24 protein-coding genes are annotated in these 23,150 nt (G+C 59.6%); 2 read left to right on the forward strand and 22 right to left on the reverse strand.

Annotated features, from left to right (window positions below; genetic code table 11):
• Positions 1–133: 133 nt before the first annotated feature.
• Genes OO25_RS08235 through OO25_RS08270 form a run of 8 tightly spaced genes read right to left on the reverse strand, consistent with a single transcriptional unit; the run spans position 134 to position 7,108 of the window.
• Positions 134–859, reverse strand: coding sequence for an SDR family NAD(P)-dependent oxidoreductase (locus tag OO25_RS08235; protein ID WP_040179599.1), 726 nt, complete (start codon positions 857–859; stop codon positions 134–136).
• Positions 856–1,587: an SDR family oxidoreductase gene (locus OO25_RS08240; protein ID WP_040179600.1), complete on the reverse strand. Its 732-nt coding sequence runs from the start codon at positions 1,585–1,587 to the stop codon at positions 856–858. The genes OO25_RS08235 and OO25_RS08240 overlap by 4 nt, the downstream gene beginning before the upstream one ends.
• A 1-nt stretch (position 1,588) precedes the next feature.
• Positions 1,589–2,137 carry a DUF3833 domain-containing protein gene (locus OO25_RS08245; RefSeq protein WP_040179602.1) on the reverse strand — a complete coding sequence of 183 codons (549 nt, stop codon included), beginning with the start codon at positions 2,135–2,137 and terminating at the stop codon, positions 1,589–1,591.
• The gene (locus OO25_RS08250) at positions 2,134–3,357 is read right to left on the reverse strand and encodes an MFS transporter (RefSeq protein WP_040179604.1); all 1,224 of its coding nucleotides are present in this window, start codon (positions 3,355–3,357) and stop codon (positions 2,134–2,136) included. Before OO25_RS08250 ends, OO25_RS08245 begins: the two co-directional genes overlap by 4 nt.
• Entirely contained in the window at positions 3,357–3,920 is a 564-nt protein-coding gene (locus OO25_RS08255; protein WP_040179605.1) for a chalcone isomerase family protein, read from the reverse strand. The genes OO25_RS08250 and OO25_RS08255 overlap by 1 nt, the downstream gene beginning before the upstream one ends.
• Positions 3,913–5,070, reverse strand: a complete 1,158-nt coding sequence (locus tag OO25_RS08260; protein ID WP_040179606.1) for a cyclopropane-fatty-acyl-phospholipid synthase family protein — start codon at positions 5,068–5,070, stop codon at positions 3,913–3,915. Before OO25_RS08260 ends, OO25_RS08255 begins: the two co-directional genes overlap by 8 nt.
• Complete coding sequence (locus tag OO25_RS08265) at positions 5,070–5,822, reverse strand: DUF1365 domain-containing protein (protein ID WP_040179608.1); 753 nt, start codon at positions 5,820–5,822, stop codon at positions 5,070–5,072. The genes OO25_RS08260 and OO25_RS08265 overlap by 1 nt, the downstream gene beginning before the upstream one ends.
• Positions 5,819–7,108, reverse strand: coding sequence for an NAD(P)/FAD-dependent oxidoreductase (locus OO25_RS08270; protein ID WP_040179609.1), 1,290 nt, complete (start codon positions 7,106–7,108; stop codon positions 5,819–5,821). The genes OO25_RS08265 and OO25_RS08270 overlap by 4 nt, the downstream gene beginning before the upstream one ends.
• A 147-nt stretch (positions 7,109–7,255) precedes the next feature.
• Here OO25_RS08270 and OO25_RS08275 point away from each other — a divergent pair, with 147 nt between their 5' ends.
• On the forward strand, positions 7,256–7,906 hold the full coding sequence (locus OO25_RS08275) for a sigma-70 family RNA polymerase sigma factor (protein ID WP_040175466.1): 651 nt from the start codon (positions 7,256–7,258) through the stop codon (positions 7,904–7,906).
• Complete coding sequence (locus tag OO25_RS08280; RefSeq protein WP_040179610.1) at positions 7,903–8,538, forward strand: ChrR family anti-sigma-E factor; 636 nt, start codon at positions 7,903–7,905, stop codon at positions 8,536–8,538. Before OO25_RS08275 ends, OO25_RS08280 begins: the two co-directional genes overlap by 4 nt.
• A gap of 111 nt (positions 8,539–8,649) precedes the next feature.
• On the opposite strand, the gene gap is transcribed toward OO25_RS08280, so the two are convergent.
• From gap to OO25_RS08350, 14 genes are all read right to left on the reverse strand, one after another.
• Complete coding sequence (gene gap, locus OO25_RS08285; RefSeq protein ID WP_040179611.1) at positions 8,650–9,657, reverse strand: type I glyceraldehyde-3-phosphate dehydrogenase; 1,008 nt, start codon at positions 9,655–9,657, stop codon at positions 8,650–8,652.
• A 631-nt stretch (positions 9,658–10,288) separates the two neighbouring features.
• The gene (locus tag OO25_RS08290; protein ID WP_040179613.1) at positions 10,289–10,984 is read right to left on the reverse strand and encodes an RraA family protein; all 696 of its coding nucleotides are present in this window, start codon (positions 10,982–10,984) and stop codon (positions 10,289–10,291) included.
• Positions 10,981–11,676: an alpha/beta fold hydrolase gene (locus tag OO25_RS08295; RefSeq protein ID WP_040179614.1), complete on the reverse strand. Its 696-nt coding sequence runs from the start codon at positions 11,674–11,676 to the stop codon at positions 10,981–10,983. Before OO25_RS08295 ends, OO25_RS08290 begins: the two co-directional genes overlap by 4 nt.
• The gene (locus tag OO25_RS08300) at positions 11,673–12,800 is read right to left on the reverse strand and encodes a cobalamin-independent methionine synthase II family protein (RefSeq protein WP_040179616.1); all 1,128 of its coding nucleotides are present in this window, start codon (positions 12,798–12,800) and stop codon (positions 11,673–11,675) included. Before OO25_RS08300 ends, OO25_RS08295 begins: the two co-directional genes overlap by 4 nt.
• Positions 12,801–12,891: 91 nt before the next feature.
• The gene (locus OO25_RS08305; protein WP_040175457.1) at positions 12,892–13,854 is read right to left on the reverse strand and encodes a cupin domain-containing protein; all 963 of its coding nucleotides are present in this window, start codon (positions 13,852–13,854) and stop codon (positions 12,892–12,894) included.
• Positions 13,855–14,008: 154 nt separating this feature from the next.
• Entirely contained in the window at positions 14,009–14,983 is a 975-nt protein-coding gene (locus OO25_RS08310) for an ester cyclase (protein WP_040179618.1), read from the reverse strand.
• Positions 14,970–15,998: a LacI family DNA-binding transcriptional regulator gene (locus tag OO25_RS08315; RefSeq protein ID WP_040175454.1), complete on the reverse strand. Its 1,029-nt coding sequence runs from the start codon at positions 15,996–15,998 to the stop codon at positions 14,970–14,972. The genes OO25_RS08310 and OO25_RS08315 overlap by 14 nt, the downstream gene beginning before the upstream one ends.
• Positions 15,995–16,771, reverse strand: coding sequence for an SDR family NAD(P)-dependent oxidoreductase (locus OO25_RS08320; protein WP_040179619.1), 777 nt, complete (start codon positions 16,769–16,771; stop codon positions 15,995–15,997). The genes OO25_RS08315 and OO25_RS08320 overlap by 4 nt, the downstream gene beginning before the upstream one ends.
• Positions 16,768–17,730 (reverse strand): ester cyclase, encoded by a 963-nt coding sequence (locus tag OO25_RS08325; protein ID WP_040179764.1) that lies wholly within the window; start codon positions 17,728–17,730, stop codon positions 16,768–16,770. Before OO25_RS08325 ends, OO25_RS08320 begins: the two co-directional genes overlap by 4 nt.
• Positions 17,731–17,888: 158 nt before the next feature.
• Positions 17,889–19,217 (reverse strand): histidinol dehydrogenase, encoded by a 1,329-nt coding sequence (gene hisD / locus OO25_RS08330; protein WP_040179620.1) that lies wholly within the window; start codon positions 19,215–19,217, stop codon positions 17,889–17,891.
• 5 nt (positions 19,218–19,222) lie between these two features.
• Positions 19,223–19,759, reverse strand: coding sequence for an ester cyclase (locus OO25_RS08335; protein ID WP_040175449.1), 537 nt, complete (start codon positions 19,757–19,759; stop codon positions 19,223–19,225).
• 130 nt (positions 19,760–19,889) lie between these two features.
• On the reverse strand, positions 19,890–20,774 hold the full coding sequence (locus tag OO25_RS08340) for a carbohydrate ABC transporter permease (protein WP_040175447.1): 885 nt from the start codon (positions 20,772–20,774) through the stop codon (positions 19,890–19,892).
• A 1-nt stretch (position 20,775) separates the two neighbouring features.
• Positions 20,776–21,801: a carbohydrate ABC transporter permease gene (locus OO25_RS08345; RefSeq protein WP_040179621.1), complete on the reverse strand. Its 1,026-nt coding sequence runs from the start codon at positions 21,799–21,801 to the stop codon at positions 20,776–20,778.
• 71 nt (positions 21,802–21,872) lie between these two features.
• The gene (locus tag OO25_RS08350; protein ID WP_040179622.1) at positions 21,873–23,099 is read right to left on the reverse strand and encodes an ABC transporter substrate-binding protein; all 1,227 of its coding nucleotides are present in this window, start codon (positions 23,097–23,099) and stop codon (positions 21,873–21,875) included.
• Positions 23,100–23,150: the final 51 nt, after the last annotated feature.

Raw genomic sequence — 23,150 nt, forward strand, 5'->3', positions numbered from 1 at the left:
GGTGATGATTTCCTGTGGACAGCGGGCACATCAAAACCCGGGCAAGCCTAAATGTGCGGGATCGCCTGACTGTCGCACGATGCGGATTGACGGGGCAAGTCCGGACAGACTGATCCTGCCGGGCCGTCCCCAATCAGGCCGGGATTTCCTTACCCGCCCAGTCAAACACCCGGCCGCTGTCACTGGGGCACAGACCGTCGATGACCTGAGCCAGATATGCTGCGGACTGGGATGGCTCGAATAACGCAGATTCAGGAACATTTTTGGAGAAGGGCCCCGAAAGCGGCGTTCGCACCGTGCCGGGGTGCAGCCCGACGCAGATCATCTGGTCATTGCTGCGTGCTGTCTCGATTGCGTAGTTGCGGATCAGCATGTTCAGCGCTGCTTTTGACGCGCGATAGGCATGCCAGCCGCCCAGATTATTGTCGCTGATTGATCCGACGCGCGCTGACAGTGCCGCAAAGACAGAACGCTCCTTGCGGGGCATGATCGGGAGCAGGTGTTTGGCTATGATGGCAGGGGCGAAAGTATTTATTTCGAATACATTCCTGAAGGCTTCGGCATCCTGCTGCCGATAGCTTTTTTCGGGTTTCAGGCCCGTCTCATCGGACAGGACCCCGGTTGCGACGAGCACGAGATTCGGCGCGATACCCTGGCTGCGCAGGGTGTCGGCAAGGTCAGAGAGCTGTGCCTCATCGGTGATGTCCAACCGGCGAGTGTCGACCCGAGGGCGCGGCGCCAACGCGCTGCGGGCCACTGCGGTCAGGCTGGCGGGGGACTGCGCTGCATAATGATCCACCAATGCCGATCCGATACCGCCGGAGGCGCCAACGATAACGATGTGCTGGGGCGCGCTCATTTACCCGCTCCCATCAGGCGCAGGAACAACTTGCGCGGCAGGTACTTTCCGACCGTGAACACCCAGGCAAATGGTGCCGGGAAACTGGTGCTGAAGCGTCCGCTTTTCATGGCTTTCATGCAGGCTTCCGCCGCCTCATCCGGGGTCTGGATCATGGGCATGTTGAAGTCATTTTTCTCGGTCAGCCGGGTCTTGATGAAACCGGGATTGATCACTTGGATCTTGATTGGGGTCTGGAATAGATCCGCCTGGAGGTTTTCCGCCATGTGCATAACGGCGGATTTGGATGCGCCATAGCCTGTGGCGCCTGGAAGACCCGTATGACCGGCGAGGGAGCCGATCAGGACGATATGCCCCTCATTGGCGGCCACGATCTGAGGCACCACTCGGCCGACCACACGAATGGCCCCCATGAAGTTCACATCACAGATCAGCTCAACCTTGTCGACGTCCCAGTCCTGCGCGGGCATCGGGTCGTAGGCGCCTGCGCAGTAGAGGATACCATCCACCTTGCCGATTTGGGCAACAGCGGCGCTGATTGCATCACTGTCGGTCACATCAAGCGGGAGGGCGGTGGCGTTTCCCAATTCGCCCGCGAGATCCTGCAAGCGTTCTTCGCTGCGGGCCGAAAGCACCAGCCGCGCCCCGGCAGCGTCCAGTTTTTGGGCAATGGCGCGGCCCAACCCTTCGCTGGCGCCGACGATCCACCAAGTTTGTCCTGCAAACATCTTAGTTTCCTTTCGGACGGATGGTGGCCACCAGTTCGGCGACCTTGATGCCGAACTTGCGCATTTCAGAGCGGTTCATGATGGTTCCGTTCTCCATCAAATACATCCAGTCGGTGACGTCCAGCACATGACCGCCTGCGCTTTCGGGGAGGCGTATGCGATAGGTCAGGCGCACGGTTGCACCAGTTTGCTGACCCTCGCCGGTGCCGATGATGTCGTCTGCGGTCGCCGTGAACGCGCCGTCCTCCCCCATGGTGAGAAACCACTTGCGTTGCTGCGTGCCGCTGCTGGCATAGGAAAAGTCCTCGCTTAACGTACCGGTGTTGCCATCCCACGCCCCGGTCATCGTGGCAACAAAACGCGATACGACACGTCCCATTGGACCGTAGATCATACCTTCGGAGATCATTTCACCGCTCAGATGTGTGCGGATGTCGAAGTCGGGACCGGTGTCGGCGTAGTGCTGGGGGCGTTGGCTGCGAAACCCGAAACCGGGCCGGAGCAGTGCAAGCAGCAGCACCACGATGATCGCTACAAGCAGGAGTTTCATGGTGCGGTGACCTTTCTTGGAAGTCGCAGGACCATCGCAATTGCGATGAGTTTGATACAGCAGGGAATGATGGCATAGGCCCATGTCAGGGTCTGGAGTGCGGCGGTGCTGTTCTGGCCGCCGGGGGTAAATCCGCTGAGTTGCAGCAGTGGCAGAAGCAGAACTGCAGCCGCAGCAAGCGCCAGTTTGGCGGCAAAGGACCAGAGCCCAAAGGCCTGCCCGCCCTGCAACCCGGCCCGCGCCAACATGCGCGAGAAAAGCACGGGGAGGATCACCATATCCGCGCCGAGTGCAGCGCCAGATCCGACACAGATCATGGCAAATCCGAGCGCGGCACCAGCAGGCAGAAACGCTGCGGAAACGAATGACAGGATCGCCAAAATCATGGCCGGAAACAGCACATTGCGCGCCCCATAGCGGACAGCGGCTCGAGTCCATACCGGTACCGAAACTCCTGCGGAGAGGAAAAACAACACCAGAAAGGGACCGGCCATATCGGGCAGTGCCAGCTTGTCCTCGACAAAGAACAGAAACAGCGTTGAGGTCATGGCGACGGGGAGGCTGTTTACCAGAGCCAAGGCCAGAAGGCGAAAGCCACCAGCCTCACGCAAGGCGGTAATCGACAGGGGCTGCTCCGGGCGCGGGGTCGTGGTCCATAGACCGCGGGTCAGCCACCAGACCGCAATGCAAAGCCCCGCAAGCATCGCGCCAAAGGCAGGATAACCGCCTTGACTGGCACCCAGTGCACCCAGCAGGCTGGGGGCGAGGGCGGCCAGAATGATCCCGACCAATGTGCCACCCTCGCGAAATCCGGCAAGTCGGATCAGCGCTTCCGGACTGCCGGCGAGCGCGGTGCTTTGTCCATAAAACAGCACGGTGCCCAGACTGTAGGCTGTGAACAGTACCGCCAATGCAATCACCAGCCAGGGCAACACACCACCGGCAGTTGGGCGATACGTGTAGAGCAGGATGAACCCCACAGCCATCCCAAAGGCCGCCAGCGCCGCAAAGGTCGCCCGCTCCTGTGGCCAGCGGTCGGTGATCCAGCCCAGCAGCGGATCCTGCACGAAATCAAGCACCCGTATTCCGGCCAGCACTGCCGCCAAGGTGGCCAGGCTCACCCCAAGCTCCGCCGTCGCAAAACGTGGCAGATGAATGTAGAGCGGCAGGCCAGCAGCAGCCAGCATCATCGCAAACAGGGAAACACGGGTGGCTTGCATCAGTCGCCCCTGAGCCGACTGGACAGGCGTGCGGACCGGCTGTTGGGTGACAGCCAGATATTCAAAAACCGTTTGCGGGCCTCTGCATGGCGCACATCACAGGTCCGCCGACCATTTAGGTAAAGGGCCACCTGGTTCGGATCCTGTGTGGTGGCGACAAAACTGTCCCCGGCTGCCACATCGCGAAAGCAGGTTTCCAGCTTCGCAATCAGTCGCTCCTGATCTGCGCGTGGCCCCTCAAGCCGGGTCAGTTCAGCGGCAGTCGCCTTGGTCAGCTGCGCCCGCGTGAACCCGCGCCGATAGCTGAGCTTTAGCGCCATGGGGGTCTGCCAATCGAAGCGGTTTTGACCCTCTGCAAACAGGCTTGCATCATATAGCGGCAGGCCGAACCAGCGGAAGGTGACCTCACCCAGTTTGATCGGGGATCTAAGGCCTGTCTCCGCCGTTGCCGCGCTGCTGAAGCTGCTCAGGATCACAGCCAGCCCCAATGCAAAAGCTGCCATGACCGAGCGATGACGCATCCGGCGGATCTTGGTAACACGGAGCTGGCGTGAATCAGGCATGGGCCAGCTCCACCTGTACAACATCGGTTTGCCCGACCTCAAAGGACGCAGCACAGGTTTCCAGATAATACCGCCAGTTGCGCAGGAAGGCATCGCCATAACCCAGGGCCTGGATCTTTGCTGTCATGGCAGAAAGCCGGGCCGCCCACTCGCGGCAGGTGCGGGCGTAATCCTGACCAAAGGCAAAGTTATCCGTGACTTTCAGCCCGGCGGTGCGTGCCTGATGAGAAATGATGGCATCGGACAACAACATGCCACCGGGGAAGGTGTATTGGCGGATATAGTCCGAGGATTGTCGATAGATATCGAAATAGCTGTCCTGCACCGTGATCGCCTGCACCACGGCACGGCCATCATCCGCGAGGCGGTTTTTCAGGGTGGAGAAATAGCTGGGCCAGTATCGTTCGCCCACGGCCTCAACCATCTCGATGGAGACGATATTATCGAATTTGCCTTCCGATTTGCGATAGTCGCAGAGCCGGATATCGGCCCGTCCATCCAGCCGTGCATCGGCATAGCCGAACTGGCTGGGCGAGATCGTCAGGCCGGTGACATGGCGGCCCTGTTCAGCGGCGCGATCGGCGAACCCGCCCCAGCCGCAGCCGACCTCCAACACCCGGTCCCCCGCGTTCAGACGGCTGAGCACGCGGTCATATTTGCGAGTTTGGGCGCGAGCCAGATCATTGTCGCCGGGGGCAAACAGCGCCGATGAATAGGTCATGCTTTCGTCCAGCCACAGCTGGTAGAATTCATTGCCGACATCATAATGCGCCTTGATGTTGCGCGACGCGCCCTTGATTGAGTTGGCGCGCAGCATCCGGTCTACAACACGGTATTTCAGCCCCGCCCAGAAGCTGGGGTAGGCATAGTCTGTGAGATGATCGAGGTTCAGCAACGCCACTTTGATCACATCTTCGATGCTGGGGCTGTCCCAAAGTCCTGAGACATAGGCCTCGCCGAGGCCGATATCCCCGCGGGCAGCCATAGCGGTGATCGCACTCCAGTCATGCAGCTGAATTTCTGCATGCGGGGCACCGGCGCCGAAATCATGCACATCCCCTTCGGGCGTATGCAGGCGAAGGCTGCCGTTGCGGATGCGGGCGCAGCTGTCGAGAAAATCGTGTTTCACACGGTTGGTAAGAAAAATCATCAGCTGACCTCATGTTCCGGTGGGGTAGGGCGGGGGCGATAGCTCGCGCCCTTCAGTTTTAGTTTCAGCGCCTGCCAATAGATCAGCGCAACCGTGCGCAGGGTTCCGGCAGGTCGGCGCAGGCTGGCAGCCAGCACGGCGCTGTTGCTCAGCGGTTGGCGGGGGCCTGTCAGGGTCGCCACTATTCCCTGGTCACCATTTTTGTGATCGATGCGGATTGCGATCCGCCGTGGCCCGATGTCGAAATTGAACCAATAGTCTCCCGCGATCTGCTGAAACGGAGAGACGTGGAATATCTTCTTTGCCTGCAACTTGTCCGACGGGGCAATCGCGGTGAATTCGGGTTTGTGACAGACATAGCTGTGCCGGTCGCCAAAGGTATTGCTGACCTCTGCGATCACGGCGTGCAGCGCGGTGCCCCGAAAGGCGAGCCAGAAACTGACGGGGTTGAATATGTGACCCAGATAGCTTGGTTGCGTCAGCAGCCGGAAGGTGATCCCGTCCAGCTTCAAGCCGGCGTCGGCAAAGACCCGTTCCGCCCAGGGCAGCCCCGCCCCCCGACGTGGCGCGCCACCGTGATTGCGATCATGCACCGAAAGCAAATTGAAGCGATTGCGCGAGAACAGCAGCGGGCCGTCTTTAGCACGCGGATCAATCAGCACATAGTCCACGCCATAGCGAAAGCTGTTGGCAATAGCACCATAACGGGCATGGGTGGTCTGCCCGGCGATATGATCGGGCCACTGTGTCATCCCACCACCTTTGTGCGCGCGCCGATCCCCCGTGCGACGCGCACCGCGCTGGCAAAGCCATCTTCATGGAAGCCGTGGCGCAGGTAAGCGCCTGCAAACCAAGTGTTGTTCTGGCCTTGGATATCGTGGATCTGGCTCTGCGCGCGCAGGGCTGCGGTATCAAACACCGGGTGGCGGAAGGTTTTCTGATCGTAGATCAGATCGCTTTGCACATCTTTTACCGGGTTCAGGGAGACAAAAAGCGGGTCATTTTCATCGATGTTCTGAAGCCGGTTCATCCAGTAGGTAACGCCGATGGCTGCCCGGTCATCGCGGGTGTCGGCCTTGTAGACCCAGGATGACCAGCAGGCGCGGCGGCGTGGCATCTGTGCGCTGTCATGATGCAGGATCATCTCATTGTCCTGATAACGCATGACCCCTAACGTTGCTTGTTCAGCGCGCGTCGGCTGGCTCAGCAGGCGCAGGCTGTCGTCCGAATGGCAGGCCATGACCACTTGATCAAAATTCTCGCTGGTGCCGTCAGGCAGATGGATACACACGCCGTCTGCAGTGCGCTCGACACTGCGCACTGGGGTGCCCGGACGCAGCTGACAGCCCATCTGTTCCAGTCGGCTGGTCAGACGGCGCACGTATTCGATGCTGCCACCTTTGACCGTCCACCACTGGTGTTGACCTGAGGCACTGAGCAAGGCGTGATTGCGGAAAAACCGCACCAGAGACTGGGCAGGAAAGCCACGGATCTCATCAGGCGGGGTGGACCATATCGCGCCACAAATCGGCATCAGATAGTAGCGCTGGAACCAATCCCCCAATTTCAGATCATTGACCAACTCACCAATGGTGACGCTGTCGCTTTTGGCCACTTGTTCGGCACTGGCGTTGAAGCGCAGGATGTCCCTGACCATGCGGAAGAAAGCAGGCCGCGCGATGTTGCGACGCTGCCCGAGCAGCGCTCCAAGATCTCGCAGCCCGTATTCCACGCGTCCATCACCGATGCTGGCGCCAAAACTCATGTCACTTTTGACCACCGGGACCTCAAGGTCGCGAAACATCGACGTCAGATGTGGATAATTCACATAGTTGAAGACGATGAAGCCCGTATCGACCGGCTGATCCCCATTGCGCCCGGCCATCACCGTGCGGGCATGACCACCCAGCCGCGGGGCTGCCTCAAACAGGGTGACATTATGCGTCTTTGCCAGCAGCCAGGCTGTGGCCAGCCCGGAAATCCCGCCGCCTACGACGGCGATACGCTCGCGAGCGGATGATAATGCGTCAAAGGACATGCTGTCTCCATCTGTGATTTCAAGTTGTTACGCGCCATCTGCCCGAGCGGATCAAAAAAGGTGACAGCAGATTTTGATGAATTGGGGGAAATACGAAAAAATTCGGCGCAGAGTGATCCAGCGACAAAACCCTTGCGTATTGCATACATGTTGACCACGCTGAGCGATCCAACTCTTGCAGCCCCTGCGCCGCCCGTTACGGTAGATCGTGACACAAGTGCATTGCGCGAAAGGAAAAAAGTGGAACGGGAGAGCTTGTCTGATCAGACGCTCTGGATGCTGGCCGTGCGCGACAACCGCTGCAAGGTGGCGTTTGGGCGGCTGTTCGACTATTTTGCGCCGCGCCTCAAGGGGGTGGTCTGCCGGTCCGGTATGCCGCCCAGTCAGGCCGAAGAGGTGGTGCAAGACGTCATGCTGACCGTGTGGCGCAAAGCGGCGATGTTTGATCCGGAGCGGGCGCAGGTGTCGGCTTGGATTTACCAGATCGCCCGCAACAGGCAGATCGACGTGATCCGCAAAGAGCGGCGACCAATCCCGGAAGAGCTGAAGCTTCCGGAAGAAACACAGGAAGATGCAGCGCAGATTCTGGCGCTGGATCAGGAAACATCAAAGCTGCGCGCAGCCCTGGCGCGGTTGAAACCTGCCCAGCGTGAGATGGTCGAAAAGGCCTATCTGGGCGAGCTGACCCATGCGGACATTCGGGAACAAACCGGGCTGCCATTGGGAACAATCAAATCCCGCATCCGCCTCGGACTTGAGCGGTTGCGTCATGAGTTGAAGGAACAAGGACTATCATGACCGGCGTACGCCATCATATCCCTGACCCGTTGTTGGTGGCTTATGCCTCTGGCAATTTGCCCTATGCCTATTCGCTGGTCGTGGCGACCCATCTGTCGATGTGTGACAGTTGCCGCACCCGGCTGTCTGCGCATCAGGCTGTTGGAGGTTCCGTGTTGGAAGCCTGCGGCACCCGGGATCTTTCGAATGATCTGCGGGATCGCGTGTTCGCCGAGTTGGATGAGCCTTACGAGGAGGCGCCGCAGTTTACCCGTTCCGGTATTTTCCCGGCGCCGGTCATGCAGGCGCTTGGTGGCTTGCCGCCCAAGTGGAAGTCCCTTGGTATGGGGGTGCGTCAATCCATCCTGAGCCATGACGACGGGGGCAGCGTCCGGCTGTTGTATATCCCGTCGGGGCAGGCGGTACCGGACCACGGCCACAATGGGCTGGAGCTGACATTGGTGCTGCAGGGCGCGTTTCGTGATGAGACGGGGCGCTTCGGCGTTGGCGATTTGGAAGTTGCCGACGATGATTTGGAACACACGCCGATCGCCGAGGAGGGTGAAACCTGCATTTGTCTGGCCGCAACCGACGCCGCGCTGCGGTTCCGGTCGCTGGTGCCGCGCCTGCTGCAACCAATCTTCCGCATCTGAACATAACAGAGGCTGCATCGGGATAACGGTCGTTGTGCGACACCCCGGTTATGAGAAAGGGCTGCCCTAAGGCAGCCCTTTTTGCGTAGTCATCGATAGCAGGTCTGGCGTTCAGCCATTCATCACCTTGCCCATGTGGCGGCCGGTGTCGACCATCCGGTTGGAGAACCCCCATTCATTGTCATACCAGCTGACAACCCGCACCAGCCCTTCGGCAGTGACAGCGGTCTGCGGCGCGGCAAAGCAGGAGGAATGCGGGTCGTGGTTGAAATCAATGGAGACCAACGGGTCAGTCTCATAGGACAGGATACCAGTCAGAGCCCCTTCGGAGGCCGCCTTCATTGCGTCGTTGATCGCGTCGACTGTTGCAGCTTTCTCAGGAATGAAGCTGAGGTCCACCACGGATACATTGGGTGTCGGTACGCGGATTGCCGACCCCTCCAAACGACCTTTGAGATGCGGAAGCACTTCTGAGATCGCCCGTGCCGCACCGGTCGATGTGGGGATCATCGACAGGGCAGCCGCGCGGGCCCGGTAAAGATCTTTGTGACTGGTGTCATGGGTCGGCTGATCACCGGTGTAGGCGTGGATGGTGGTCATATACCCAGTCTTGATGCCGAATGTGTCATCCAGAACCTTGGCGACCGGCGCCAGACAATTGGTGGTGCAGGAGGCGTTGGAGACGATCACGTCGTCCTTGCTCAGGTCATCATGGTTGACACCAAACACCACGGTACGGTCGACATCCTTGCCTGGTGCAGAAATCAGAACCCGCTTGGAGCCATTTTCCAAATGTTTGGCAGCAGTGTCACTGCTGGTAAACAGGCCTGTGCATTCATACGCGATATCAACGTCTTGCCAGGGTAGTTCTTCCGGATTGCGGATCGCGGTCAGGCGGATGCTGTGGTTGCCCACCTGCATGGTGTCGCCGTCCACCTTTACGGAGGCGCGCAGGCGGCCATGCACGCTGTCGTATTTCAGCAGATGCGCCAGAGTTTCCGCCGGGGACAGATCATTGATGGCTACAACCGTGATGTCATCGGCGTTGCTCTCCAGCAGAGCACGCAAAACGCCGCGGCCAATACGTCCAAATCCATTAATTGCTATCTTCAGGGTCATATGTGCAACTCCGGTAATGATGTGGGTGCAGCCCTCGGCGGGCAAGCCCGGTGGTCTGACAGTTGCGGCATCGTTATCGCTAACACTGGCAAAAATCAAGCCCGTTCACCGGGCGACCATGGGGTATGATAGATCTACAGGGTAGCACGTATAGGGGCTGGCGTCGCAAAGGTGAGTTCTGTTGATCCGTTGCGGTAGGAGAAGCTGATGTCTTTGGGGATCGGACAAATCCCCGTCTACTGCGGAGCCACCGCAATCAAAGGCAGCGCAATACAGTTGTGGCCGCTTCAGTGAACGCGACAAAACATGGTATTGGCCAAGAAGTTTGCCACGCTTGCCGCCGTGGGGGCCACTGTCGGTTCGATCAGTGTTAACTATGCGCAGTGGGTTAAGGGTTCGACGGCCCGGTTCGATTTTAGCGACAGGCAAGCACGGGTGCCTCCGCCTCAATGAAGGGATCCGCAAGCTTCAAGATACGCGAACTGACCAGCTCCGTGTTCTATTAACAATTCTGGATAGGTTCGTCTGGATCTGCCGCCGGGCCAATGTCGCACCACCATACCTATCTCAGAGTGGTTCTTCGACAGGAGGGTTCTGGCGGCCGCGTCATCTGCGGCTCCGGGCCGATCGCTCAAGTGCGCGCGGCCTCGAATGCGCTCCAGGCGGCCTCGAATGCCTCAAAGTCAAAACCGTCCTGGCGGGCGGGATCCAGCACCAGCTTTTCCGTCTCCAGCAGCTTGCGGATTGCGTCCTCAAGATGCGGCAGAACCGCTGGTGGGATCACCAGCGCGCCGTGGCGATCGGCGTGAACCAGATCGCCGTCGTTGATCTGTAGGCCAAAAACCGTGACCGATGTGCCGATTTCCTTCACGTGAACAAACCCATGCGACGGGCCGATAGATCCGGCAACGACCGGAAACCCCTCGGGCAGATCACCCAGATCGCGCATCACCCCGTTGGTCAAGGCGCCGCTGATACCGAAGCCTTTGTGGACGGTGGTGTTGATTTCACCCCAATAGGCGCCAATGCAGTTGGGAAAATCAACATCCTCAACCACTGTGACGGCGGGGCGGGGGCCGTTTGCCATGTGGCGATAGTAATCCATGCGCCGTGCCTTGATCACCTCGGGCGGCTCGGTGGGGGGCGCCAGCGCCGAGATCCTGGCGGTCCGCGCATAGCCGACCATGGCGCCTGCATCGGGTGCTGAGGCCAGCATGGTGCCGCGTGTGAAGGCGTTGAATCCGCGTTTGCCTTCTGCGACCTCAATCGCGTTGCATACAGTAGGGGTGTCGACGTGGCGCAGCAGGTCCAGAAGTGTCGGGGTCATAGGCTCTCCAGCCAGCGACGCAGGGCCGCTGTGGTTTGGTCAGGGGTTTCCAGCGTCGGCAGATGACCGGCACCATCGAGGATTTCCAGATGGCTCTGGGGCAGCAGCTCGTGCATCAGCTCATGACGGTGCGGCGGGCAGAGCGCATCATCGCGCCCACAGAGCACCAGCGCGGGGCGAGCGAACTGCCGCAGTGTTTCGCATTGATCGGGGCGATCGCGCAGCGCCTTGGACTGGTTGACAAATACCTCCGGTCCCAGATCGAGCGCCATTGCCATACAGAGATCAAGAATCTGAGCCCGGTTGGGGCCTTCGGTCAGGTAATTGGGCTTCATCTCCTCGCGCATCACCTGTTCCAGCCGTCCCGCGCGTGCCGCTGCCATCTGCGGCTCTCGGCGGGCTTGCACTTCGGGTGTTTCGGACAGCGGATTGGTGTCCATCAGGGCCGCGCCGAGAATGCGTTCGGGGGCCTGCCGGATCAGCTCCATCGCGAGAATGCCGCCCATGGACAGCCCGGCCACGGCAAATCGCAGGGGGGCAATCTGCAGTATCGACTGCGCAAGCGCGACCACGCTGTCGGCCTGTCCGATGGGGGCAGTCATCAACGGGACATGACCCGACAATGCTGCGACCTGTGGCTGAAACAGCCGCGCATCACACATCATACCGGGGAGCAGCAGGAGCGGTGTCACGCCCGCCCTGCCGCGAGTTTTGCGCCTTCGGACAGGGCCGAGAGTTTGGCATAGGCGATATCGGGATCAACCGCGCCAAACCCGGCAAATGTGCCAAAGCCACAGTCTGATCCGGCAATCACCCGGTCCTGACCCAGAATATCGGTAAATCGCTCAATACGCTGGGCGACGACCTCCGGGTGTTCGACAAAATTTGTGGTGGTATCGACAACGCCGGGCACCAACACTTTGTCATCGGGGATCTGCGCCTTGTGGTCGCGGAACACCGTCCATTCGTGGGCATGCCGGGGATTGGAGGTTTCAAACAGCACATAACGCGCCTTGGTTGCCATCAGCGGCGCAAAGACCTTCTCCATAGAGATATCGCAGCAATGTGGCCCCTCGTAGTTGCCCCAGCAGATATGCACGCGGACCTTCTCGGCGGGCACGTCGGACAGCGCGTGATTCAGCGCTTCAACGTGCATCTGGGCGACTTTCACAAACTCATCATCGCTCAGATCCGTGAACAGCATGTGACGCGACAGCGCCAGATCCGGGCAATCCAGTTGCAGGTCAAGCCCGGCACCGACGATGGTTTCATATTCGGCCTTCATCGCATCGGCGAGCGCGGCCAGATAGGCTTCGCGCGTCGAATAGTAATCGTTCTGCAAAAACAGGGAGATGACACCAGGGGAGGCGGCATTCATGAACCCGCGATCCGCGCCATGCTCTGCCATCGCGAATTTCAGATTGGCAATATCTTTTTCCAGCTCTCCCTGCCCCTTGGAGCGGACCTCTCCGGTGCACATGGGTCGGGCATATTGCGGGGTGCCGCCATCGTCCGCGAGCCGTTTCAGAAACCCGGGAAACATCTTGAGATCGGCAGGCGCGTTGCGCGGACTGTCGCCGGAAAACCCGGTGTAGCGGTCCTTTACATAGGTGGCATAGGAAATTTTGGAGGTCTCGCCATCGCTGACAATATCAATCCCGGCCTCGACCTGTTTACTGACCGTATCACTGACCGCAGCGCGCATGCAGGCATCGAACTCCGCCTGATCAAACGGCTGCTCCCGTTCGCGGGCAAAGATGAAATCGACCACCTCCTGTGATCGGGGAAGGGAGCCTACGTGGGTTGTCTTGACCATGTGCCTGGTGTCCTCAAATCAGATCGGTGACGCGGGGGCGCTGCCCTGAGATCGCCCCCGCGCTACGATTGTATGCGCGGGGGCAGTTGCTTTAGCTGCCTGTCCAGGTGGCGCCGGCCGGATCATCGGTGGCGGTGACCCGGTAGAGGCTGGCCTCACCGGTCATGGAGGGTTCCAGGCTGTGTGTCTCACCGGCCTTGATCAATGCCGTGTCGCCGGGATTGAGGGTTGTTTCGCCCCCCTCCCAACGCAGCCGCCAGTGGCCGCGCACGGGCATCATCACAGTGTGCTGATCATGGCTGTGCATGTCAGCAGGCAAAGATCCGCGGGTCAGGAAATCGACGCAGAAACCGGGTTTGTCCTTAAGGAGCGCATCTGCACCAATCACCTTCGCCGGTTTGTCACGGGCCAGTGCCATCAGATCCCAGTATCGCGCAACATAGTCACGCACGACCGCTTCGACAGGGACCTCCGGGAATGCAGCCAGCTCGTCCTCACTCAGCAAGGGCATGGGGTTGATGCCGTCGGGCAGGGAAACCCCTTTCTTGCTGTCGTAGAGCACGCCGTTTTCACCCAGGACCAGCCCGTGGTCGCGGGCGTCCTCGATCACTTGCGGTGCCCATGTGACACCGCCACCGGCATCATCACCGCCGAGCACAGCCATGATCATTCCGTAGTCGGTGCCGATGTTCTCAAAACCGCGGAAGATGCCAGTCGGAATGTTGAAGATATCACCTTCCTCGGCGACAAATTCACCGGCATCCCCATGGCGGCCCCAGAAAAAGCGCCAACGCCCCTTCAGCACGAAGAAAACTTCGGCAGTGGTGTGACTGTGCAGGGAGTTGCGGCATTTCGGCGGCTGGCCTGCAGCGCCGATGTTGAACCCGATCTGGTCGGTGATATGGACATGTTGGTCCGGGCTTTCGGAAACGCCGCCGCCAATGATGGTGAAGTTTTCCTTCTGATCGGACCCGGGCGTATGCGCGTCGATGAAGGCGGTTTTGCAGGGGCGCAACTCACCGTAGCGGACGATGCGGTCTTGAATAGTGCTCATGTGTTTTCTCCGATTTGGGTATTGGGTTTGACAGGGTTCAAACCCGCACCCCGGGAGGGCGGTTGTTCAGGCGGCGCGCGCGCAGGGAAGCCCGGTGCGTATGATAGCGCCGCGCCGCCTGACTGGCATTCAGATATGAGGTCTGGGCGTTCACTCAGAGGTCGCCCGTCTGCAGCAGGATCTGTTTCCAGACCGATGTTTCGTCAAACAGCGTGTATTCCCGGCGTAGGCCCCAGGGACCGAATTCAGCATGGCTGGCCCCCAATATGAACACTTCGGCGCCGGTTGGCTTGCCAAAGGCGCCCCAGCCGTCGTGTTTGCCATGCAGGGTCCAGCGCAATGCGGCGCGAGGGGGCATCATGGGATCGTCACGGCCAATCTGGTGCTCGATGGTGAACTTGGCGGTTGGGAAGGACGCACGCAGCCCCATCCAGAACCGATCCACAGGGCCAAAACTGTGGCCGGTGGCACCGCCGGGATATTCCGACTGAACCGCACGGTCGTATTCGCTTTCGATCGTGCGCATGTCGGCGTTCATGATCCGGGTAAGGATGTCCGCGTATTTCTGTCCCCATTCATTGTCGTTTCCCCGTCCCTTATAGGGGCCAGGCTGATCGGTGGCTGGGGTATAGGGCTGTTGGCAAGCATCGGGCCCGCCCTCACGCGCAATCAGGTCGCGTGCATAATCTTTGGCGTCCCAGCCCATCTGCTGCACGATCGCGCTTTGGTCGCGGATCAACCATTCATCGTTGATCTGATTGTCGATGGCATGGCAGTCGGCGATAATGCGGTAGGTGAGCTTTTTGCCCGTTGCCTTGCCATAAACGCCGTCGCCCAGATGTGTCGCCGTGGACAACAGCCGGTGGGAGGACAACATGCCCTCCTCTGGGGTGCCGGACCAGATCACGTCTTCACCCAGCAGGGTGCGGTCTGGGAATTCAGCCAAAGTGGCCATCGTGGCCGCAATGACCCCTTCGTTACCGGTGACCACCGACGCAGGCGAGCGCACAACGATGTCGGGCGCGTAGTAGTCGTGCAGGGTGGCAATACCCCGATCTTCCCAGATCTCTTTGGTGATACCGATAATGTAATCGGGGAAGTCTTTGAATTTGGGATCAAAACCCTTCATTTTTCCATCCTTCGGGAATGCGGGCAGAGCCGCGAACAATTAGTGGGCCATCAATGGCAATGCGGCGCGGCCTCTGCGGTGCGCCGTTGATTTCGTCCAGCAGAATATCCACCGTCGCCGAGACCATGCGATTGGCGGGCTGACGAACTGTGGTCATGTCGTAGGCGGGCCAGGCGGCAGTGGGCACATCGTCATATCCCACCACAGAAACATCTCCCGGCACGCAAAGCCCCAGTTCTGAGCGCAGCACATCCATCACCGCAAAGGCCATGTGATCATTGCCCACAAACACCGCATCGGGGTGGTCGCCCGTGAACATTTGGCGGGTGGCTTCGGCGGCGGTTTCCATCTTGAAGTTACCTACGCCACGGGCATGCAGCGTCAGCCCGTCTTCGGCCAGACGCTCGCAGAACCCCGTTTCGCGGTCTCGCTGGGTCGAGGCGCCCTCCCAGCCAGCGATATAGCCGATCTTACGATGTCCGGCGGCCAGCAGAAAGTCCGCGACCTTGCGCCCGCCTGCGTAGTTGTCCGAGGTGACGGCTGACATGCTCTGGTCATCTTGCGACCGATTGAACAGGACCATCGGCACACCGGCGGCGCGGCAGCGATCTGAAAGCTCCGACGACATCGCGACCGAGGCGGCGATGATGCCGTCAACTTGATAATCGAGGATCTCCTCAATCACATTGTCGATGCTGGGGGCAGTGTTTGGGGCCATGAACATCAACACGTGGTAGCCGCGTTCCTGAAGCGTATTGGACAGCTTCTCCAGAGCCTCCGGGTAGAAATGGTTCTCCAGATAGGCCACCACCAACCCGATGATACGAGACCGGCCCGAGACCATGGCGCGGGCCAAAGAGTTGGGACGATAGCCTAGGGATTCCGCTGCTGCGCGAACCTTGTCCACGGTTTTTTTCGACGCGGAGGCTCCGGGGGTGAAGACCCGGCTGACAGCGGATTGCGAGACACCCGCAAGCCGCGCCACATCGGCAGAGGTGACTTTCGCGGCGGTCATTCTGCGGTCCACCCGCCATCGATCATCAGCGCGGTGCCGGTGATCAGGGCAGAGGCGTCAGAGGCCAAGTAAACCACGCCGCCCATGATATCCTCCACCTCGCCAATGCGACCCAGCTGGATTTTGCTTTCGATCCAGGCGCGGCGTTCGGGGCGGTCAAAGGTGGACTGCGTGAGCGGCGTCACAATAAAGGTTGGGCAGATGGTATTCACTCGGATACCCGATTTCCCCCATTCTATAGCCATGGATTTCGTGAAACCCTCAACCGCGTGTTTGGTTGCAGAATACACGGCCCGGTCCAGGCCGCCGACCTTGGCCATCTGGCTGCTGATGTTGATCAGGGATCCCGGCTTACCGGCGGCCATCAGCCCCTTGGCCACTGCTTGGGTCAGGAAATAGGCACCCTTGATGTTCAGGTCGATCACCGCGTCGAAATCATCCTCAGTGGTGTCGCTGGCAGGGCTATGGCGCGCCAGTCCGGCGGAGTTCACCAGAATGTCAAAGGCACCGCTTTGTTTGGCACACTCATCGATGCTGGCCTGAGTGGCGGCGATGTCAGCAACGTCAAGAACCATCGCCTTTGCCTGCATATCGGCGGCCTGCATTTCCGTTACCAGAGCCTTCAGCGGCTCAATCCGACGGGCAGCGATGGTGACATGGGCCCCGGCCTCGGCCAGGGCCACGGCGCAGGCACGGCCAATACCGGAACTGGCCCCGGTCACCAACGCGCGTTTGCCATCAAGACGGAAAGAAGGGGTGCGGGGCAGGGTCAAAGGCGATCTCCGAGTTGTGGGATGGGGCCCGGATTGCGGGCTTTGTTGAACTCGCGCAGTCGGGCGATCACGTCAACGCCAAGCTGCGCATAGAGGTCAAGCAGGTCGACCAGAACCCAGTTTTCCCGGATCAACCCATTCTCAAGCCGCCAAAAATCAAGACTGCGCAGATCAATCATCTGGCCGGTGGGGGGAAGCCCCAGCCAGCCATCCGCCGAGAGGCTCTGGCGCATGTTTGGCCAGCCGGTAACAGCGGCATAATCGCCATCGCCAAAGAAATGAAAATCCAGCGTCTCATCCTTGGCGCCACGATCCGGCATCGCGTTCAGAAAGGGGATCTGATGCCAGTTGCGAAAGCCCGAAACACCGCGCGCTGTCCCAATCCCGGCGGGGCCGTACCAGTTGAAACGCGGATGCCAGAAACGCTCCATCTGCATGACCTCCGGGCCACCCTGCGCCGGGTGGCGCGTCAGATGGGCCAGCATATCCACGATATGGTCGCAGGACGCTGTCGCCCGATCCCGGTCCCATGGTCCGGGGACAAACCCGTCCTGCGTCGCGGGGCCGGGGACAAAAAATTCCCGCCCGAGTGAGGGCGCCATGGGCCAGGCACCGGCCTGCATCATCAGCTCCGGGATGTCCCAGATCGCCTGCATCTCGACGATTTTTCCATCTGAGATGCGATAGAATTCATGGTACCGCATATGTGCGACGTGGCCGGTTGGAGGAATATCCAGCCAAGGTGCCACGAAGGTTCCGATATAATGCCCGCCAGCCCCCAGCCATTGCTCTCCTTTGGCGGTTTCGCCGGCCATAACGATCCAGTCGCGCCGTTCCAGATCCGGCATGGCGCGCAACAAGGGGGCGTAAGCCGTCCGATAAAGCGCATCCGGGCCGGTCATATCACCAATGGGGTGGCAGAGATGGATCTCAGCTTCGGCTGAAAAATGCGCTGTCATCGCGCTCTGCACCGGGTCCGCCGAAAAATCGCGCATCGCCGAGAATAGTTGAGATAACAGAGCCTTATGGGCGCTAGGATGGTCCATCATTGGTCCGAATGAGTAGGAGGCATTTTGATGCCGGGCAGGATGCCCCCCGCCCGGCAGATCGTGGATATTTACTCAGCAGCGTCGCGGTAAGGGGCACCCTCACCATAGGGCACGTTGATCCCGCCATAGCGACGGACTCTGATGTTGCATTGCTCGGCGTGACCTACAAAGCCTTCCAGCATACACAGCCGCGAGCCGTATTCGCCGATCAGCGTTGCAGCCTCATCGCTGGTGACCTTCTGATAGGAGTGGGTTTTCAGGAACTTACCCACCCAGAGACCACCGGTGTAGCGCCCGGCCTTCTTTGTCGGCAGCGTGTGGTTGGTGCCGATCACCTTGTCACCATTGGCAACATTGGTGCGCGGGCCCAGGAACAGCGCGCCGTAACAGGTCATGTTGTCGAGGAACCAATCATCGCGGTCGGTCATGACCTGAACATGTTCCGATGCAATTTCATCGGCCACCGCAAGCATTTCGTCATAGGTATCGCACAGGATAACTTCGCCGTAGTCCTCCCAGCTGACGCGGGCGGTGCCTGCGGTGGGCAGGATGGTGAGGATCCGGTCGATCTCCTTCAGCGTGTCCTCGGCAAGTGTTCGGCTGTTGGTGACCAGAACGGCGGGGCTGTTGTAGCCATGTTCGGCCTGCCCCAGAAGGTCGGTCGCGCAGAGTTCGGCGTCAACCGTGTCATCGGCGATGACCATGGTTTCGGTCGGACCCGCAAAGAGGTCAATGCCCACGCGGCCAAACAGCTGTCGTTTGGCTTCGGCAACAAACGCGTTGCCGGGGCCGACCAGAAGATGCACCGGGGCGATGCTCTCGGTGCCGATGGCCATGGCGCCCACCGCCTGAATGCCGCCGAGCACATAGATCTCATGTGCGCCGCCGAGGTGCATCGCCGCGATTACGGCGGGGTTTGGCTCACCGTTGAACGGCGGGGTGCAGGCCACGATACGGGGCACGCCTGCGACCTTTGCGGTGGCCACAGACATATGTGCAGAGGCGACCATCGGGAATTTGCCACCGGGCACATAGCAGCCAACGGATTGAACCGGGATATTCTTGTGGCCGAGGATCACGCCGGGCATCGGCTCCACCTCGATATCAAGCATGGAGTCACGCTGCGCCTGCGCGAATTTGGTCACCTGGTCCTGTGCGAATTGGATGTCTGCCATCTCGCGGGGGGAAACCTTGGCGATGATCGCCTCGATCTCCGCCTCGCTCAGCCGGTAGCTGTCGCGGTCGTAGTTGTCGAACTTGCAGGCCAACTCACGCACAGCTGCATCGCCACGCGCCTCGATATCCTTCAGCGTTGAGGCCACTACCGAGGCGGTCTTGGCGTCGTCTTCGGCCCGGTCTGCTTCGGGTTTGCCGCGTTTGAGATAGTCAATCGCCATCGTATTTATCCTTTGTTGTCGGGTCGCGGCGGTTGCTTTTCGCCACGATCAAATGCTTCCCAGCCTTCGCCGTTGAACAGATCGACGCCAAGCTGAGCGGCGACATGGGCAAAATCGACGTTGACCCAATTGTCCACGATCTTGCCGTCAACGACTTTCCAGAAGTCCATGTAACGGATCTCCACCCGTTTGCCGGTGGGGGCGATGCCAAGGAAGGTGCCGCTGTGGGTGGCTTCCTGGCGACCAAAGGCTGCAGCCCATTCGCCCATGTAGAGGCGGGCCTCGTCGATGCAGACCTTGTCGGAGAAGGCAGCCTGAAACGGGCGCTGCCAGTTGTCCTGAAATTCCTTCAGCCCGGTTTTGGTGCCGCATCCCTGATTGCCCATCCAGCGAAAACCATCGGAGAAAAACTCGCCAATGTCGCCGATGCGGTGGTCGTTCAGCCCATCCACCATCTCTTCGATGACGCGGCGGGTGTCGTCTGTCTTGCTCATATCCGTGTCTTTGGTCAGCACGGCTTGTTCTGGGCGAGAGCCTTTCATTGGTCTTATCCTTTTCAGTCTACCAAGGGAAAATCTGTGATGGGGGGAGGAGATCCCGCACACAGAAAATCCCTTGGCATCCTGTTCAGCGCCGGATGGCGGCCGAGGGCGTTATCACGGAAAGAGGCGCTCATCCTTTGACCGCGCCTGCGGTCAAGCCGCTCACGATCTGACGCTGAAAGAACATCACCAGCACAAAAAGCGGGGCTGTGGCAGAGACCACGGCGGCCACGGCAAACATCACGTTGCCTTCGGTCTGGGTGGTGCCCATGAAGCTGGCGATCTTCGGGATCATGGTCTGATTGTCCTTGCTCAGCAGTATCGATGTGACGGCAAAATCATTGTAGGCCAGCAGGAAGGAGAACAGGCCGGTGGTGATGACGCCGGGCCACATCACCGGGATGATCACGTGGCGGAAAGCCTGAAGCTGGGTGCAACCATCGACCTTGGCGCTTTCGTCCAGTTCTTTCGGGATCGACTGGAAGAACGAGTGCAGCATCCACAGGGTGAAAGGCTGGTTGATCGCCACCAGAACAATGACCGTCGTTGCGAGATGTCCCCAGAGGTTCCATTCAAAAAACGGCAGCAGGTACCCGGCAACCAGGGTGATTGGTGGCATCGCCCGGAAAATCAGCGCGGCGATCAGCAGCCAGAAAGTATAGCGATAGCCGGAGCGGGACAGCGCATAGCCGCCCAGTGTCCCGATTGTCAGAGAAGTCATGACCACGAAGATACAAACCAGCGTGGTGTTGATACCTGCTTTCCAGAATTCCTCCTGGATCCAGGCTCCTTTATAACCGGCACCGGTCACGGATGAGCCATGCGTCGCCTTGGTGAGCGTGCCGGTCAGCGCGTTTGTCCAGTCAGCGATAGAGAAGAAATCAAGCTCGACCTTGAAGGAACCCCAGAAAGTCCAGAGAAACGGAAAGGCGGCGAGAGTGAGCCAGAACAGGATGAAACCATTGACCAGCAGGCGAAGGCCCAATGGGCGGCGGGTGGCGGCGGAACTGCTCATGTTAAGTCTTCCCCTTGAAATCCTGCCAGGTCCGGATCAGCACCGGGGTCAGCAGTACGGCAACGCCGAGAATGGTAAGGACGGATGTGGTCGCGGCCGAGGACAACAGCCGGGTTTCACCGCCCATGTCGTTGAAGATGATCCAGCTGAATGAGGTCGCATGCGCCTCAGCGTTAAAGCCGATGATAGGTTCGAAAACGCGGAAATTGTCCATCAACTGAATGAGCGCGACAAATGTCACCAGAGGCATCAGATGCGGTATGACAACATAGCGGATGCGTTGCCAGCGCGTAGCACCGTCGATCTGCGCGCTTTCCAACTGGTCCTGTGGCAGGGTTTGCAGACCTGCGTAGAATACCACAAAGGCAAAGGGAGCTGAGTTCCAGACGCCATAGACGATCAGCATGATCCAGGTCAGCCCGGTTGAGGCCTTGAGCGATAGTGTCGGGTCATCAGCCAAATACTGCAGCGCGGATCCGAGCACACCGCGGCTGTCGATCATCCAGAACAGAATCAGGGAGCCAATCAGCGGCGTAACGATCATCGGCAGCAGTGAAAAGAATATCACCAGACCTTTGAGATGTCGGTTGAGCGAGTTCACAGCAAGCGCGATCATCAGACCGAGCACAATCAGCAACGGTGTCACCGTGAAGGTATAGGTCAAGGTGAAGGCCATCGCGCGATAGAAGGGCAAATCACTGATTTCGGATAAAAAGCCACTGATGCTGTCGGTGCTTCGCCACGCTTCTGCAACCTCGCTCACGGCCAGATGGCCCCGGTCAAAATAGATTTGGAGGCCGACAAATTTGCCCAGTGGCTCTGCATCGCGCAGGGCACGTGTGGCCTCCTGGTCGATGGTGGTTTCTTCCTTGCAGCCAAAGGGGCCGCAGTTTTCAACCGTCACCAGAACGGCATCATGTGGCGTATGAACGGACTGGAACAACACCGACACGATGGGCAGCGCGATGAACAAGAGCATCGCAAGCCCGGTGGGCAGAAAGAACCAGAAAAAGGTGCGGTGTTTCATGACAAACCGATGTCCAGAGTTCAGGTGGTGGTGGCAGAGGGGAGACTCCCCTCTGCCGGTTGGGCCTCAACTTAGTTGAGGAACCCTTTTTCCTTGGCGGCAGCGGTATAGGCTGCTTCTGCATCAGCAAGAGCCTGTTCGGCGCTTTCCTTGCCCTGCATGAAATCGCTCAGCTCAGCACCCAGCGCGGTGTGCAGCAACCCCATGTAGGGCAGCATCGGGTAAGGGCTGGTGCTCATCTGCACGGCCTCAAAGACACCTTGCGCGGCATCGGTGGGCTCATAGCCGTCGATCAGCCAGACTGCCTGAGGGGCGGTTTCTTCGTTCAGCATCTCGGGGCGGATGCCATGGGTCAGCGCGACAAAAGTCGCTTCGGCTTCCGCATCAGGAATGTTCTTGGCAACAGTCCAGCCATCCCACCACAGAGTGGAGGCCGCATCAGATCCACCGGCGACGGTCAGCGGACCGGAGATGGCCATGTGATCCTTTACCTCCTGCACAACGCCGTCGGCATCGGCCAGAGTTGCAGCACGGCTACCCCACATGTTCATCAGTGCCACGTTGCCAGCGCGGAACTCAGTGTTGGTGGCATTGGAATCGTGGGTCAGGAAGTCGGGGTTCATATATTCCGACAGCGACTTCATCATTTCCAGCGCCGCGACGCCCTGCTCATTGTTGATCGAGACCTTGGCGCTGCCCGGCTCAAAGAAGCTGCCGCCATGGCCCAGATACATGTTGTTGAATTCCTGAGCCAGGTTCCAGCCGGCCTTGTAAGCGCCGCCAACCGGGTTTTCCATAATGCCCTTTTCGCGGATCATCTTGGCGGCGGCCAACAGGTCTTCGTAGCTCTTGGGAGGTTCGACACCGATTTCTTCCAGCACGTCGGCGCGATAGACCAAATGCTGGGCATTTGCCATGAAGGCCACGGCCATGATCTTGCCATCAATGGTGATCAGCTGGGTTTTCTGCAGCCCATCCCCGTGTTTGGCAACCAGGTCATCCAGCGGGCGAATGACGTCTTCGTTCATAAGGGCCACGATGGAAGAGTTTGCAATGATGGCAGAGGTGTATTCCGCCGGATTGCCGGTCATGCCCGCCACGTTGATCTTCTGGTGATCTGCGGTCAGGTTCGCTTTGACCTCGCCGCCGGTGCACTCTTTGGCCGCATCGGCGACTGAGTGGATGGCGGGGAATTCATTGCCTACGATATTGACCCGTGCCGAAATTTCGCAGGCAGAACCTGCGGTTGCAGCAAAGGCCAGAACCGAGCTGGCAAGTGCAATATGTGTGAATTTCATGGTAGTCTCCCTGTTATGGGGGAGCCGTCCGGACAGCATCCCCGTCTTTGC

It is taken from the genome of Phaeobacter sp. S60 (assembly GCF_000826845.1).
Classification (GTDB): domain Bacteria; phylum Pseudomonadota; class Alphaproteobacteria; order Rhodobacterales; family Rhodobacteraceae; genus Phaeobacter; species Phaeobacter piscinae.